We start from the raw sequence: 12,699 nt of genomic DNA on the forward strand, positions 1-12,699 counted from the left end.
AGGACCCTCCAAGTTGAAACAAGACGCCAGTCTGCGTCCGGAACGGATTCTGGATCTCTCCGAACGTCTGAGTGCGGTCGCGGGCGAAAAGATCGGCGAGATCACCCGCGTCAACCGCGCGGCCAAGATGCTCTCGATCAACGCCCTGATCGTCGCCGCCCGGGCGGGCGAGGCCGGCAAGGGCTTCGCCATCGTGGCCGAGGAATTCAAGAAGATCTCCACCGAGATCGACGCGGTCGCCGCCGCCCTGGAAAGCCAGGTGCGCGCCGATCTTGACGAACTGACCGCCATCGGCGGCGCGATCCTGGGCCATATGCGCGGCCAGCGCCTGGCCGACCTGGCCCTGAACGCCATCGAGATCGTCGACCGCAACCTCTATGAACGCACCTGCGATGTGCGCTGGTGGGCCACGGATTCCGCCGTCGTCGCCTGCGTCGACGACGCCTCTCCCGAGACCGCCCGTCACGCCAGCCAGCGTCTGGGCGTGATCCTGGACGCCTACACCGTCTATCTCGACCTGTGGATCTGCGACGCTCGCGGCAAGGTCGTGGCGACGGGGCGGCCGGACCGCTATCCCGGCGCCCGCAACATCTCGGCGGCCGACGCGTCCTGGTTCCGCGACGCCATGAAGACCGCCAGCGGCGACGACTTTATCGCCTGCGACATCGAGCGGGTGAAGGCCCTCAATGACGCCCCTGTCGCCACCTACGCCACGGCCATCCGTGAGGGCGGCCTGAGCCATGGCAAGGTGCTGGGCGTGCTGGGCGTTCACTTCGACTGGAAGCCCCAGGCCCAGGCCGTGGTCGACGGCGTGCGCCTGACCACCGAGGAGCGCAGCCGTTCAAGGGTCATGCTGCTGGACCAGAGGGGCCGCGTTCTGGCCTCGTCGGACGGTCGCGGCATCCTGACCGAGACCTTCCCGCTCAACACCTCTGACGGCGGCATGGGCAGCTATGCGGATGGCGACCTGACCGTCGGCTATGCCCTGACGCCAGGCTATGAAACCTACAAGGGCCTGGGCTGGTATGGCTGTCTGGTGCAAAGCAAGGAGCCGGCCACGATCCTCGAAACAATGGCCAAGTCGGTTGCCGCCTGAGCGCGGCAAGCAGACGGCCTTCTGGCGATGTTTCGGAGTTTGGCGCACCCGACAGGATTCGAACCTGTGACCTCTGCCTTCGGAGGGCAGCGCTCTATCCAGCTGAGCTACGGGTGCGTCCGCCTTGCGGGAACGGCGTCTTAGCCGAAAGGCGCGGTCGGCGCAAACGGGGTTATGCGTCGCCCGCTATTCTCCGCCCATATAAATGAAGCGGGCGATGAACAGGGCGGCCAGCACGAACAGCAGCCAGTCGCTGATCCGCGCCTGGCCCCGGGCCAGTTTCAGCGCCGCATAGCTGGTGATGCCGAACGCCAGGCCATTGGCGATCGAAAAGGTCAGCGGAATGGTGATCAGGGTCAGGAAGGCCGGGATCGCCACGCCGGGATCGTCCCACTCCACTTCGGCCAGCGAGCCGATCATCATGGCTCCCACCAGGATCAGGGCCGGCGCGGTGGCGGCGATCGGGATGGCCTGGACCAGGGGGGCGAAGAACAGGGTCAGCAGGAACAGCAGGCCGACAATGACCGCCGTCAAGCCGGTGCGACCGCCGGCCTGCACGCCCGAGGCGCTCTCGATATAGCTGACCACGGTGCTGGTGCCGGCCACCGAACCGGCGATGGTGGCCACCGAGTCGGCCAGCAGGATGCGGTTGAGGCGCGGGATCGAACCATCGGGCGCCACCAGCCCGGCCTTCTTGGTCACGGCCACCAGGGTGCCGACATTGTCGAACAGATCGACGAACAGGAACACGAAGATGATCTCGGCCATGGCCATCGCCATGCCGGCCTTGGCGCCGCCGCCCAGGTTCAGGGCGGCGGGAATGTCGAGCTGGAAGGCGGTGGCCGACAGCTCGGCGAGGGAATAGCCGCCCGGCGCGATCTTCGACAGGCCCATGAACCAGCCCAGAACCGCCACCAGCAGGATGCCGATCAGGATCGCGCCCTTCACCCGCCAGGCCATCAGCGCCCCGATGATCGCCAGGCCAGCCAGGGCCAGGATCGCGGTCGGCTTGGTCAGGTCACCCAGTCCGACCAGGGTGGCCGGATTGCTGACAATGATGCCGGCCTCCTTCAGGCCGATGAAGGCGATGAACAGGCCCACCCCCGCCGCCACGGCCGAGAAAAGCGGCCGGGGAATAGCCCCGACGATCAGCTGGCGGATGCCAGCCACGGTCAGCACCAGGAAGGCCACACCGGACAGGAACACGCAGCCCAGGGCGGTTTGCCAGGGCACCCCCATGCCGATCACGACCGTGTAGGTGAAATAGGCGTTCAGCCCCATCCCCGGGGCAAGCGCGATGGGGTAGTTGGCGATCAGCCCCATCAGGATGCAGCCGATGCCGGCCGCCAGGCAGGTGGCGGCGGCCACAGCGGCGACGGGCATGCCCGCCTCGCCCAGGATGGCCGGATTGACGATGACGATATAGGCCATGGTCAGGAAGGTGGTGACGCCGGCCAGCGCCTCGGTGCGCAGGTTGGTGCCCTGGGCCTTCAGGCCAAACTGGCGTTCAAGCAAACTCATCAACTCACCCCCGACTCTCGCCGTGGAGTTTGTCCAAGCATCTCCCGAACGCAAGCGCTGACCGTCAGTCCTTGGTCGGATCGGCCGCGTTAGGGTCGCCATAGGTCAGGGAGACGAAGACGTCTTCCAGATCCGGGTCTTCGGTGGCGATGTCCTTGATGTGTATGCCGCTGGCCCGCACCGCCGCCAGCACCTGCTCGACGCTGGACTGGCCCGTGCGATACGACACCGCGAACGCCCCGCCGGCCCGGATCTTGGTCTCGAAACCGGCCAGGGCCGGCGCGACCGTGACCGGCTGCTCGGGTGTGACCACCACATTGCGGCTGTCCATGCGCTTGAGAAGCGTGGCCGTCGGCTCGCAGGCCACCACCTCGCCGCGATTGACGATGGCGATCTGGTCGCACAGCTCCTGGGCTTCTTCCAGATAGTGGGTGGTCAGCACGATGGTGACGCCCAGTTCGTTGAGGCCCTTCACATAGCTCCAGAGCTGGCGGCGCAGCTCGACATCGACGCCGGCGGTCGGCTCATCGAGGATCAGCACCGGCGGCTGGTGGACCATGGCCTTGGCCACCATGAGGCGCCGCTTCATGCCGCCCGACAGCTGGCGGACATAGGCATTGGCCTTGTCGGACAGTCCCAGCGCGCTGAGCAACTCGTCGGTGCGGCGCTCGCCCTTGGGCACGCCGTACATGCCGGCCTGGACGTCCAGTGATTCGCGCGGCGTGAAGAAGACGTCGGTGGCCAGTTCCTGCGGCACCACCCCGATGGCGGCGCGGGCGTCGCGCGGCCGCTGGTCGATGTCGCGATCCCAGATCCGCACCGTCCCGCTGGTCTTGCGGGTCAGGCCGGCCAGGATGTTGATGAAGGTCGACTTGCCGGCCCCGTTGGGCCCCAGCAGGCCGAAGATCGAGCCGCGCGGGACCTTCAGGTCGATGCCGTTCAGGGCGCGCTTTTCCGGCGAGGTCTTGGTGGCGGCGTAGGTCTTGAACAGGCCTTCGGCTTCGATGGCGTAGGCGGGCAGGTCCATGCAACGTCCAGACAGGTCCCGAAGGGGACGATAGGGCCCAGGCAGGTCCCGCGGGGGACAATAGGGCAGGGAAGGCGCGCGGCTTGAATTGACGGCGGCGCGACAGGTCGCATAGGTATGCCTGCATCGCCGCCAAGCCAAGGCCGCGTCCAGACTTCAAGGGTTTTCGAACATGGCGCGCAAGGCCAAGACCGTCACCGCCACCGCTCCGACCGCCATGGACGTCACTGTGACGGCTATCGGCGCGGGGCCCGCGCCGGAAACCGTGATGGTCCGCTCGCACCGCATCGCCTGCGACGGCGTCGGCGGGGCCCTGGGCCATCCGCGCGTCTGGCTGGAAATGGGCGCGGCCGGCTTTGTCGACTGCCCCTATTGCGACCGCCGCTTCGTGGCGACCACGGCGGTTGGCGACGAGAACGAGCAACTGGCGCCGGGCGTCTACGAAGGCGCCGGCGGCCACTAGCGTTTTTCCGTTTGTCGCGTTCTCTTTGCGCGAACCGGTAGCCACTTCGCTCGAAAACGCTGACCCATGACCGACCTCGTTCCCGCCTCGCGCCGCGCCGAGACCCTGGCCGAGGCCTGGGCGGCGGCCGAGTGGCCGCATGAGGCGCCGGTTCTGCGCGCCATCGCCATGCCCTCCGACACCAATCCCGAAGGCGACATCTTTGGTGGCTGGCTGCTGTCGCAGATGGACCTGGCGGCGGCCTCGATCGCCTTCCACCGCGCGGCCGGTCGGTGCGCCACCCTCGCCATCGACGGCATGACCTTTATCAGCCCGGTCTTTGTCGGCGACGAGGTCAGCCTGTTCGCCAAGGTCGTCCACACCGGTCGCACCTCGCTCAAGGTCGGGGTCGAGGCCTGGCGCCGCCCGCGCGACAGCGAGCAGGCGCACAAGGTCACCGAGGGTGTGTTCACCTTTGTGGCGATTGATGAGAACCGCAAATCGCGACCGCTGCCTTAGGCGCCAAGCGGCGGCCCGGCGCCCGCTTGGCCGCCTAGAGCCCTAACGCTCTTCGTCGAACCGGTTGGCCACCAGTTCGCACAGCGCTTCAAGGGCAGTGTCCGCTTCGGGGCCTTCAGCGGCGATATCGATGGTCGAGCCGATGCCGGCGGCCAGCATCATCAGGCCCATGATCGAACGGGCGTCCACGCAGGCGCCGTCGCGGCTGACCGTCACCTCGGCGTCGAAACCAGCCGCCATCTTCACGAACTTGGCCGAGGCCCGGGCGTGCAATCCCCGTTCGTTGACGATTTCGACCGTCCGCTCCGCCATGCGACTCATTTTTCTCCCGCGAGCACGTAGGAGGCCACGGAGATATATTTCCGTCCAGCCTCCTGGGCGTGGGCGACGCAGGACTGCAGGTCCTCGCGCTGGCGCACGCTGGCCAGCTTGATCAGCATCGGCAGGTTCAGGCCGGCAATCACCTCGGCGCGGGTCTGTTCCATCACCGAGATGGCCAGATTGCTGGGCGTGCCGCCGAACATGTCAGTGAGCACAATCACGCCGCCGCCGCTGTCCACGACGGCGCATGCCTTCAGAATGTCGGAACGCCGACGTTCCATGTCGTCTTCAGGACCGATGCAGATCGCTTTCACCGCGGTCTGCGGGCCGACCACATGTTCCATGGCGGAGACAAACTCCTCCGCCAGACGCCCGTGCGTAACGATCACGAGCCCGATCATGCCAGATGTCTCAACCGGGATCCCCATAACCCGTGGCGGCCGGGAGGAGCCGCGCGGGCGCACTTGATACGCTCGTTAGAGAGCGACTCCAAGATGCTCCAGCATGCGTCTGATTTTCGCGGGCGCAGCGGGTTCCAGGGGCCACAGGTCGAAAACGGGAACGCTCACGCCGCAGAGGGTCTCGAAACGGGGCTGCGGCAGGCGTTCGACGCCGCTGGACGCGTCAACGCACCGCACGAGCAGGGCGATCCGGGCGAAGCCGATGACGGGGGTGGGGACGACGCCCAGACCCCGAATCTCGATCAGGCCGGACAGAGAATCAGGGGCCTTGCCATAAAGCTGGCCGCCCGAGGCGAAGACGACCGTGCGGTCGTCAGCCACCAGGGCGAAGCCTGATTCGACGGCGCGCAGGGCCAGATCGCTCTTGCCGACGCCTGAGGGACCCTCGATCAGGGCGCCGCGCCAGAGTCCGTCGCGGCGCAGGGCGATCAGGCCGGCGTGGCGGATCACTCGCGCGATTCCGGCAGGTCGACGGTGAAGCGCGCCCCCAGCAGGGCGCCGTCGGCGTCGACCCGGTTCTCTGCCTTCAGCTCGCCGCCATGGGCCTCGACGATCTGGCGGGCGATGGACAGGCCAAGGCCCGAATTGCCGCCGAACGCCTTGCCTTTGGGCCGTGAGGTGTAGAAGCGCTCGAAAATGGTCTCGAGGTTCTCGGCCGGTATGCCGGGGCCGTCGTCGTCGATCGTGGTGACCAGCCGGCCGCGCGTCCGTGTCAGGACGACGCGGACCTCGCCGTCGGCGGGGCTGAACGAGCGGGCATTGTCGATCAGGTTGCGGAACACCTGGCCGATGGGGGTCTCGCGCGCCATCAGCCTGGCCGGCGCGAGCGGATCGCCGGTCGAGACGCTGACCCGCACGCTGCCGGGCGCGTCGCCGGGGCGCAGCTGGGCCTCGTACAGACTGGCGACCTCGGCCAGCAGTTTGGCCAGATCCAGCGCCTTGGGCGCCTCGCGCGACAGCTCTGCGTCCAGGCGCGAGGCGTTGGAGATGTCGGTGACCAGCCGGTCCAGCCGGTTGACGTCGTTCTGCAGAATGGCCAGCAGCCGGGCCCGGGCGACGGGGTCGGAGACCAGATCCAGGGTCTCGATGGCCGAGCGGATCGAGGTCAGGGGGTTCTTGATCTCGTGGGCCACGTCAGCGGCGAAGCGCTCGATCCCGTCCATGCGCTCGGACAGCGAATGGGTCATCTCCTCGAGCGCGCGGGACAGGTCGCCGATCTCGTCCTGACGCTTGGCGATGTCGGGCAGGGAGATGGCGCGCGCGCCCTCCAGACGCACCCGGTCGGCGGCGCGGGCCAGGCGCATCACCGGCTCGGCGATCAGCCGGTGCAGCAGGATCGACGAGATCAGGGTGGCGCTGATCGCCACCAGGATGAAGGGAAGCAGGGCGCGGCGCTGGGCGGCGATGATCGAATCGACGTCGCCGACCTCCAGGGTGAGAACGCCGAGCACCGCTCGCACGTGCTGGATCGGGATCGACACCGAAACCACCCGCTCGCCGTTCTCCGACATCCGCGTACCCGCCACCGGAGAGCCGCGCAGGGCCTGGGCCAGCTCGTTGGACAGGCCCTGGCTCGCCTTGGCCGCCTTGGCCTTGTCAGCGGGATCGTCGCGGGCGGCGGCGTCCTTGTCGCCGGGCTTGCGCGCCGGGGGCAGGACCTTCCATTCCACGCGGTCGGCGACCATGAAGCTGTCGGCCAGCACATTGCCGTCGGCGTCGAACAGTCGCGCCCGCTGCGAGCTCGGAATGAACAGCAGCTGGAAGATGGCGCTGGCCGCTTCGGCGTTCAGCGCCGGCTCGGGCTCGCCCTCGGTGGCCAGCTGGTCGATGACCTTGGCGATCAGGTCGCCCTGGGTGGTCAGGCTTTCGACCCGGGCGTTGACCAGACCACTGCGCAGTTCATTAAGCACCAGCGCCCCGATCACCAGGATCGCCAGCGCCAGCACATTCAGACCAATGATCAGCCGGCCCAGACGCGAACCGCGCGGCCACGACCAGCGACGCCGTGGCGCGCCGGCGTCAGGCTTCGCGATAACGATAGCCAACGCCGTACAGGGTCTCGATGGAGTCGAACTCGGGATCGACCTGGCGGAACTTCTTGCGCATCCGCTTGATGTGGCTGTCGATCGTGCGGTCGTCGACATAGACCTGATCGTCGTAGGCGGCGTCCATCAGGTTGTCGCGGCTCTTCACGAAGCCGGGGCGCTGGGCCAGGGACTGCAGCAGCAGGAACTCGGTGACGGTCAGGCGGACGGGCTTGCCTTCCCACAGGCTGTCGTGGCGTGCGGGGTCCAGGGTCAGCTTGCCGCGCTTCATCATCTTGGAGCCCGCCAGGCCTGCGGCGATCGACGGTTCCTCGTCCTCGGGACGGGCCCGGCGCAGCACGGCCTTCACGCGTTCCAGCAGCAGGCGCTGGCTGAACGGCTTGTGCATGTAGTCGTCGGCGCCGAGATTGAAGCCGAGGATCTCGTCGATCTCGTCGTCCTTCGAGGTCAGCATGATGACCGGGATCTCGGAGGTCTGGCGCAGGCGGCGCAGAACTTCCATGCCGTCCATGCGCGGCATCTTGACGTCCAGGATGACCAGGTCGGGCGCCTGGCTCTCGACGGCCTCAAGGCCCGAGGCGCCATCGTAATAGGCCTTAACTGTGTGGCCGTGGCTTTCGAGGGCCAGCGAGACCGAAGCGACGATATTCTCGTCGTCGTCTATGAGCGTGATAGCGGCCATGGAGCCTGTCTGATCCTTCAACCTTCGTCTTGAGGCGATCCTATCGACCCCCCGCAGTCGCTTCAACGCATCGCGCGGCAAAGCTTTCCCAAAGGGGTGTCGCCGCCCTTTGCGGCCCCAGCGTGGCGCGATTGCGGCTGAAGCTTCCAGGACCGCCCTGCTTCAGCGCGAACGACGCGCCTCAACCTCGCTTTAAGGTGTTGTAGCCGATAACCAAGGCTACGGGAGCCCCTAGCCCATGAGTGATGTCCATTACGAACTTTTCGTGCGCCGCAAGGCCGGCGCACAGTGGGTCCTGGAAATGGCCACGGAAGTTCGCACGGCTGCGCTCCAGAACGCCGAGGAATGCCTGACCTCGGGCCGCGCCGTCGCCGTTCGGGTCAGCAAGGAAACCCTGGACCGCGAGTCCGGCGAATACAGATCCATCGCCATCTTCACCAAGGGCATGGTCGATGGCGGCAAGCCCAAGAAGGAGGTCGAGGATCTCGATCCCCTCTGCGTCCAGCCGGCAGATCTCTATACCGCCCACGCCCGCGACCGGATCGGTCGCCTGCTCGAGGGCTGGCTGGCCCGGCACAACGCCACGCCGTTCGAACTGCTGCACCGCCCCGACCTGGTCGAGAAGCTGGAAGCCTCCGGCACCGACCTGCAGCACGCCCTGCAAAAGATCGCCATTCCCGAGGCCGAAGCGCGGGGGATGTCGGTCCACGAACTGATCCGCACCTTCCAGGGTCTGGTCGAGCGCTCGGTCGCCAATTTGATGAAGGCCTTCAAGAAGGGCCAACTGCCGGACCTCGACAAGGAAGGGTTCGCCAAGGCCGCCACGCGCCTGGCCACCGACCCTGACCGCGCCTTCCTGCTGGGGGCCGGCGTCGCCGCCTCGATCGCACCCGGCGTCAGCTGGTCCGACAAGATCGCCCGCCTGCTGGATCTGGCCGACGCCGCCCCGACCGAACCGGGTCCCCGCGCCTTGGCCCTGCACGCCATCGAACAGCCCCTGGCCGAGATCATCGGTTCGCGCGCCGGCATGGCCGACCTGCTGGGCACGGCCAACGATCTTGGATCCACCCTGGCGGCCATGACCCGCTTGACGGGCGGCGCCCAGGTCGAGGCCTTGATCCGCATGCAGGCCCAGGTCCGCGCCTGCATGCCCGAGCTGTCGGGCACCGCCAAGCGCCTGAGCGAATGGCTCAGCGGCGATCATTTCGCCCCTGTCCGCGCCTCGATCGCCAAGCGGGTGCTGGCCGAACTGAACGGCGTGCGCCGGCTCAAGCCCACCGACGCCGAGGCCGAGATCGAATTTCTGCGGGCCCTGGCCATGAGCCTGACGGCCGCCGCCGGACGCATTCTGCCGCCTGAAGACATCCAGGCCGCCTTCACCGTCCGTTCCAAGACCCTGCTCAACGGCGAGTTCATCGAGGCCCTGCTCGGGCGCGACCGCTCGGCCCGCGAGGAGGTGGTGATCCTGATCCGCCTGGCCGAGAACGTCATGGGCGCGGTCAACAAGCGTCAGGCAGCCCGCTGGCTGAGCGCCAACATCACCGCCCTGCGGTTCGAAAAGGAACTGCGGCAGGGCCCCGATTCGCCGGCCTCGAAGCTGGCGGCGCTGGCCGGCCTGCAAAAGACCGTCACGCGGTCGGGCCTGGTGCGCGAAGACTACGAACCCCTGTGCAACAAGCTCGGCGAACTGGGTTCGCAGGTCGAGATCGACAGCCGGCTGCTGGCCATGCTGGTCCGCGCCCCGGCGCCGCTGGCTCATCGCCTGGCCCTGCTGGTCAAGCTGGCCACGGGCGAGGCTGGCCCCACAGGGCCGGTGGCCGACCGGGCCAAGATGGAAGCCTTCAAGCTGGCCCGAGATCCGGCGGCCCGCGAGGAACTGGCGGCCTCACCGGCGACCATGGATCTGCTCAGGGGCCTGATGCAGAGCGCCCAGGCCGCCTGACGCGCGCCTGCGCGGCTTGCGACACGCCCGGGGATGCCTAAGCTGGGTCCAGAGCCGCGCCAACAGGGCAGCGGCGACCCGGGGATGGACACATGGTGATCTTCAGCGTGCTCTATGCGGCGGCCGACGGCGCGCATTTCGACCATGACTATTACAATGCCACCCATATCCCGCTGGTCCACGAGGCCTTCGCCTCGACCGGCCTGACGGGTGTGCAGGTGTTCAAGGGTCTGTCGGCGGGCGATGGCGGCCCCGCACCCTTCATCGCGATGGCGCATCTGGCGTTCCGCGACGCCGCCGCCCTGCAGGCCTCGATGGGCGGGCCCCGCGCCGCCGAGGTGCTGGCCGATGTGGCCAAGTTCACCAACCTCCAGCCGATCGCCCAGGTCAGCGCGCTGGTCTAGCGGGGCAACACCCTGCCCAGCGCTTCGACCACGCGATCCACATCGCTGTCGGCCATGGTCGGATAGAGCGGCAGGGTCAGGCAGCGGTCGTACCAGGCCTGGGCGCCGGGCAGGTCGAGCGCGCCGTAGCGCTTCGCGTAATAGGGCTGCTGGTGCACCGGAATGTAGTGAACCTGCGTGCCGACGCCGTGAGCCTTCAGGCCATCGACCACCATCCGGCGGGTGATCCCCAGGGCGTCGAAATCGATCAGCACGGTCAGCAGGTGCAGGGCCGCGTCGGAATAGTCCGGGCTGGTCGCCAGGCGCACGCGGGGCGACAGCGCCTCCAGCCGTTCGACATAGAGCGCGGTCAGGGCCCGGCGGCGCGCGACGAAGCGGTCCAGCTTGGCCAGCTGCGACAGGCCCAGGGCGCAAAGCACGTCGGGGATGCGATAGTTGAAGCCGATCTCCGGCATCTCGTACCACCAGGGATCCGCCCCCGGCGGCCGCACCATGCCGTGACCGCGCAGGGACCGGGCCCGCGCCGCGAGGTCGGCGTCGTTGGTGGTCAGCATGCCGCCCTCGCCGGTGGCCAGCGTCTTGACCGGGTGGAACGAGAAGCTGGCAAAAGCTGAGTAAGCGCCGTCGCCGACCGGGTGCTCCACCCGGTCAAAGGTGGCGACCGAGCCCAGAGCGTGGGGTGCGTCTTCCACCAGCACCGCCCCGGCCGCGCTGGCCATGCCGCGCATCGCCGGCAGGTCGCAGACATCGCCGCGCAGGTGCACGGGCAGGATCGCCTTGACCGGCCTGTCGCCGCACCGCGCCAGAGCGGCGGCCAGGGTGTCGGGGGTCATCAGGCCTGAATGCGGATCAACGTCGGCGAACACCACCTCGGCCCCGACATAGCGGGCGCAGTTGGCGGTCGCCAGGAAGGTGATCGACGGCGCGATGCAGACATCGCCCTCGCCGACGCCCAGGGCCAGCATGGCCAGGTGCAGGGTGGCGGTGCCGTTGGAAACGGCGATGGCGTGCTCGGCCCCGACCTTGGTCTTGAAGGCGGTCTCGAAGGCCTCGACCGTCGGGCCGGTGGTCAGAAAATCAGAGCGCAGGGCGGCCGCGACGGCGGCGACGTCGTCGTCCTCGATGGTCTGGCGACCGTAGGGGAGGAACGGGGCGCCCGTCATCAGCGCGCCTTTTCCTCCAGCATGGCCAGCAGGCCCTGCGCCGACAGCCAGTCGTCATTGTTGTCGCTGCTGTAGCAGAAGCCTTCCTCGGCCGGCTTGGCGCCGTCCTCGGGGCCAAAGCGCTTGCGCGGATATTCGACGAAGGTGGGCTCGATCACATAGCGGTCGGAGAGCTCCACGGTGGCGCGCGCGTCGTCGGCGCTGATCATCATCTCGTGCAGCTTCTCGCCCGGCCGGATGCCGATGACCTTGACCCCGGCGGTCGGCGACATGGCTTTCACCAGATCGGGCATGGTCATCGACGGGATCTTGGGCACGAAGATTTCGCCGCCGCGCATCAGGTCCAGCGACGAGAGCACGAAGTTCACCCCCTCGTTCAGGGTGATCCAGAAGCGGGTCATGCGCGCGTCGGTGATCGGCAGCTCGGTGGCGCCGTTGGCCAGCAGGCGCTTGAACAGCGGCACGACGCTGCCGCGCGAGCCGACGACATTGCCATAGCGGACCACCGCGAAGCGGGTGCCGATATCGCCCGACAGGTTGTTGGCGGCCACGAAGGTCTTGTCCGAAGCCAGCTTGGTGGCCCCGTACAGATTGATCGGGTTGCAGGCCTTGTCGGTCGACAGGGCGACCACCTTCTTGACGCCATTGGCCAGGCTGGCCCAGACCACGTTCTCGGCACCCATGATGTTGGTGTGGATGCACTCGGACGGGTTGTATTCGGCCGCCGGCACCTGCTTGAGGGCGGCGGCGTGGATGACGATGTCGACCCCGCGCAGGGCCAGGGTCAGGCGTTCGCGGTCACGCACGTCGCCCAGAAAGAAGCGCATCTTGGCATAGGTCGCGTCATCGAACTGCTCGCGCAGCTCCATCTGCATGTCGCTCTGCTTCAATTCGTCGCGGGAGTAGACGATGACCTTCCGCGGGTTCGAGAGCTTCAGAACCGTCTCGATGAACCGTCGGCCAAAAGAGCCGGTGCCGCCGGTGATCAGGATCACCTTGCCGTCGAGATCGAGGGTTTTCGGGAAAAAACGGCCCAAGTTCAGCCTCCTACCGCCCCCGCCGCGAAGAGTCGCGAG

Annotated in this window: 14 protein-coding genes and 1 tRNA gene; 5 read left to right on the forward strand and 10 right to left on the reverse strand. The window is 67.6% G+C overall.

Translation table 11 applies throughout. The features are described 5' to 3' along the window. The first annotated feature begins 13 nt into the window (after positions 1–13). Positions 14–1,096 carry a methyl-accepting chemotaxis protein gene (locus ACN2C7_RS02645; protein WP_419319676.1) on the forward strand — a complete coding sequence of 361 codons (1,083 nt, stop codon included), beginning with the start codon at positions 14–16 and terminating at the stop codon, positions 1,094–1,096. A gap of 40 nt (positions 1,097–1,136) precedes the next feature. Here the strand turns inward: ACN2C7_RS02645 and ACN2C7_RS02650 are convergent. From ACN2C7_RS02650 to ACN2C7_RS02660, 3 genes are all read right to left on the reverse strand, one after another. After that, positions 1,137–1,213, reverse strand: a tRNA-Arg gene (locus ACN2C7_RS02650). A 69-nt stretch (positions 1,214–1,282) separates the two neighbouring features. Beyond that, entirely contained in the window at positions 1,283–2,617 is a 1,335-nt protein-coding gene (locus tag ACN2C7_RS02655; protein ID WP_419319678.1) for an NCS2 family permease, read from the reverse strand. A gap of 64 nt (positions 2,618–2,681) precedes the next feature. Next, positions 2,682–3,644, reverse strand: a complete 963-nt coding sequence (locus ACN2C7_RS02660) for an ABC transporter ATP-binding protein (protein WP_419319679.1) — start codon at positions 3,642–3,644, stop codon at positions 2,682–2,684. Positions 3,645–3,816: 172 nt separating this feature from the next. Here ACN2C7_RS02660 and ACN2C7_RS02665 point away from each other — a divergent pair, with 172 nt between their 5' ends. Together ACN2C7_RS02665 and ACN2C7_RS02670 are read left to right on the forward strand one after the other, a co-directional pair. After that, complete coding sequence (locus ACN2C7_RS02665; protein WP_419319680.1) at positions 3,817–4,107, forward strand: zinc-finger domain-containing protein; 291 nt, start codon at positions 3,817–3,819, stop codon at positions 4,105–4,107. 66 nt (positions 4,108–4,173) lie between these two features. Continuing rightward, positions 4,174–4,605, forward strand: coding sequence for an acyl-CoA thioesterase (locus ACN2C7_RS02670; protein ID WP_419319681.1), 432 nt, complete (start codon positions 4,174–4,176; stop codon positions 4,603–4,605). Between the two features lie 42 nt (positions 4,606–4,647). On the opposite strand, the gene ACN2C7_RS02675 is transcribed toward ACN2C7_RS02670, so the two are convergent. The 5 genes from ACN2C7_RS02675 to ACN2C7_RS02695 form a co-directional block, all read right to left on the reverse strand. After that, entirely contained in the window at positions 4,648–4,926 is a 279-nt protein-coding gene (locus ACN2C7_RS02675) for an HPr family phosphocarrier protein (protein ID WP_419319682.1), read from the reverse strand. Beyond that, positions 4,923–5,327: a PTS sugar transporter subunit IIA gene (locus ACN2C7_RS02680; RefSeq protein WP_419319683.1), complete on the reverse strand. Its 405-nt coding sequence runs from the start codon at positions 5,325–5,327 to the stop codon at positions 4,923–4,925. The genes ACN2C7_RS02675 and ACN2C7_RS02680 overlap by 4 nt, the downstream gene beginning before the upstream one ends. A 75-nt stretch (positions 5,328–5,402) precedes the next feature. After that, the gene (locus tag ACN2C7_RS02685) at positions 5,403–5,837 is read right to left on the reverse strand and encodes an HPr kinase/phosphorylase (RefSeq protein WP_419319684.1); all 435 of its coding nucleotides are present in this window, start codon (positions 5,835–5,837) and stop codon (positions 5,403–5,405) included. Continuing rightward, entirely contained in the window at positions 5,834–7,432 is a 1,599-nt protein-coding gene (locus ACN2C7_RS02690) for an ATP-binding protein (RefSeq protein ID WP_419319685.1), read from the reverse strand. The genes ACN2C7_RS02685 and ACN2C7_RS02690 overlap by 4 nt, the downstream gene beginning before the upstream one ends. Then, positions 7,407–8,114 carry a response regulator transcription factor gene (locus ACN2C7_RS02695; protein WP_419319686.1) on the reverse strand — a complete coding sequence of 236 codons (708 nt, stop codon included), beginning with the start codon at positions 8,112–8,114 and terminating at the stop codon, positions 7,407–7,409. The genes ACN2C7_RS02690 and ACN2C7_RS02695 overlap by 26 nt, the downstream gene beginning before the upstream one ends. A gap of 238 nt (positions 8,115–8,352) precedes the next feature. Between ACN2C7_RS02695 and ACN2C7_RS02700 the strand changes: the two genes are divergently transcribed. Further along, positions 8,353–10,056: a hypothetical protein gene (locus tag ACN2C7_RS02700; RefSeq protein WP_419319687.1), complete on the forward strand. Its 1,704-nt coding sequence runs from the start codon at positions 8,353–8,355 to the stop codon at positions 10,054–10,056. 92 nt (positions 10,057–10,148) lie between these two features. Next, positions 10,149–10,460, forward strand: a complete 312-nt coding sequence (locus tag ACN2C7_RS02705; RefSeq protein ID WP_419319688.1) for an EthD family reductase — start codon at positions 10,149–10,151, stop codon at positions 10,458–10,460. On the opposite strand, the gene pseC is transcribed toward ACN2C7_RS02705, so the two are convergent. Together pseC and pseB are read right to left on the reverse strand one after the other, a co-directional pair. After that, complete coding sequence (gene pseC / locus ACN2C7_RS02710) at positions 10,457–11,623, reverse strand: UDP-4-amino-4,6-dideoxy-N-acetyl-beta-L-altrosamine transaminase (RefSeq protein WP_419319689.1); 1,167 nt, start codon at positions 11,621–11,623, stop codon at positions 10,457–10,459. The genes ACN2C7_RS02705 and pseC overlap by 4 nt on opposite strands. Continuing rightward, on the reverse strand, positions 11,623–12,660 hold the full coding sequence (pseB, locus tag ACN2C7_RS02715; RefSeq protein ID WP_419319690.1) for a UDP-N-acetylglucosamine 4,6-dehydratase (inverting): 1,038 nt from the start codon (positions 12,658–12,660) through the stop codon (positions 11,623–11,625). Before pseB ends, pseC begins: the two co-directional genes overlap by 1 nt. Positions 12,661–12,699 lie beyond the last annotated feature (39 nt).

This window comes from Caulobacter sp. ErkDOM-E, from assembly GCF_048541895.1.
GTDB lineage: Bacteria > Pseudomonadota > Alphaproteobacteria > Caulobacterales > Caulobacteraceae > Caulobacter.

What these genes read in the sequence shown, in the direction of transcription:
- ACN2C7_RS02655 (WP_419319678.1), bottom strand. Translation starts at nt 2,617, where the DNA reads ATGAGTTTGCTTGAACGCCAGTTTGGCCTGAAGGCCCAGGGCACCAAC.
- ACN2C7_RS02670 (WP_419319681.1), top strand. Translation starts at nt 4,174, where the DNA reads ATGACCGACCTCGTTCCCGCCTCGCGCCGCGCCGAGACCCTGGCCGAG.
- ACN2C7_RS02700 (WP_419319687.1), top strand. Translation starts at nt 8,353, where the DNA reads ATGAGTGATGTCCATTACGAACTTTTCGTGCGCCGCAAGGCCGGCGCA.
- ACN2C7_RS02695 (WP_419319686.1), bottom strand. Translation starts at nt 8,114, where the DNA reads ATGGCCGCTATCACGCTCATAGACGACGACGAGAATATCGTCGCTTCG.
- ACN2C7_RS02665 (WP_419319680.1), top strand. Translation starts at nt 3,817, where the DNA reads ATGGCGCGCAAGGCCAAGACCGTCACCGCCACCGCTCCGACCGCCATG.
- ACN2C7_RS02680 (WP_419319683.1), bottom strand. Translation starts at nt 5,327, where the DNA reads ATGATCGGGCTCGTGATCGTTACGCACGGGCGTCTGGCGGAGGAGTTT.
- ACN2C7_RS02675 (WP_419319682.1), bottom strand. Translation starts at nt 4,926, where the DNA reads ATGAGTCGCATGGCGGAGCGGACGGTCGAAATCGTCAACGAACGGGGA.
- ACN2C7_RS02705 (WP_419319688.1), top strand. Translation starts at nt 10,149, where the DNA reads ATGGTGATCTTCAGCGTGCTCTATGCGGCGGCCGACGGCGCGCATTTC.
- pseC (WP_419319689.1), bottom strand. Translation starts at nt 11,623, where the DNA reads ATGACGGGCGCCCCGTTCCTCCCCTACGGTCGCCAGACCATCGAGGAC.
- ACN2C7_RS02660 (WP_419319679.1), bottom strand. Translation starts at nt 3,644, where the DNA reads ATGGACCTGCCCGCCTACGCCATCGAAGCCGAAGGCCTGTTCAAGACC.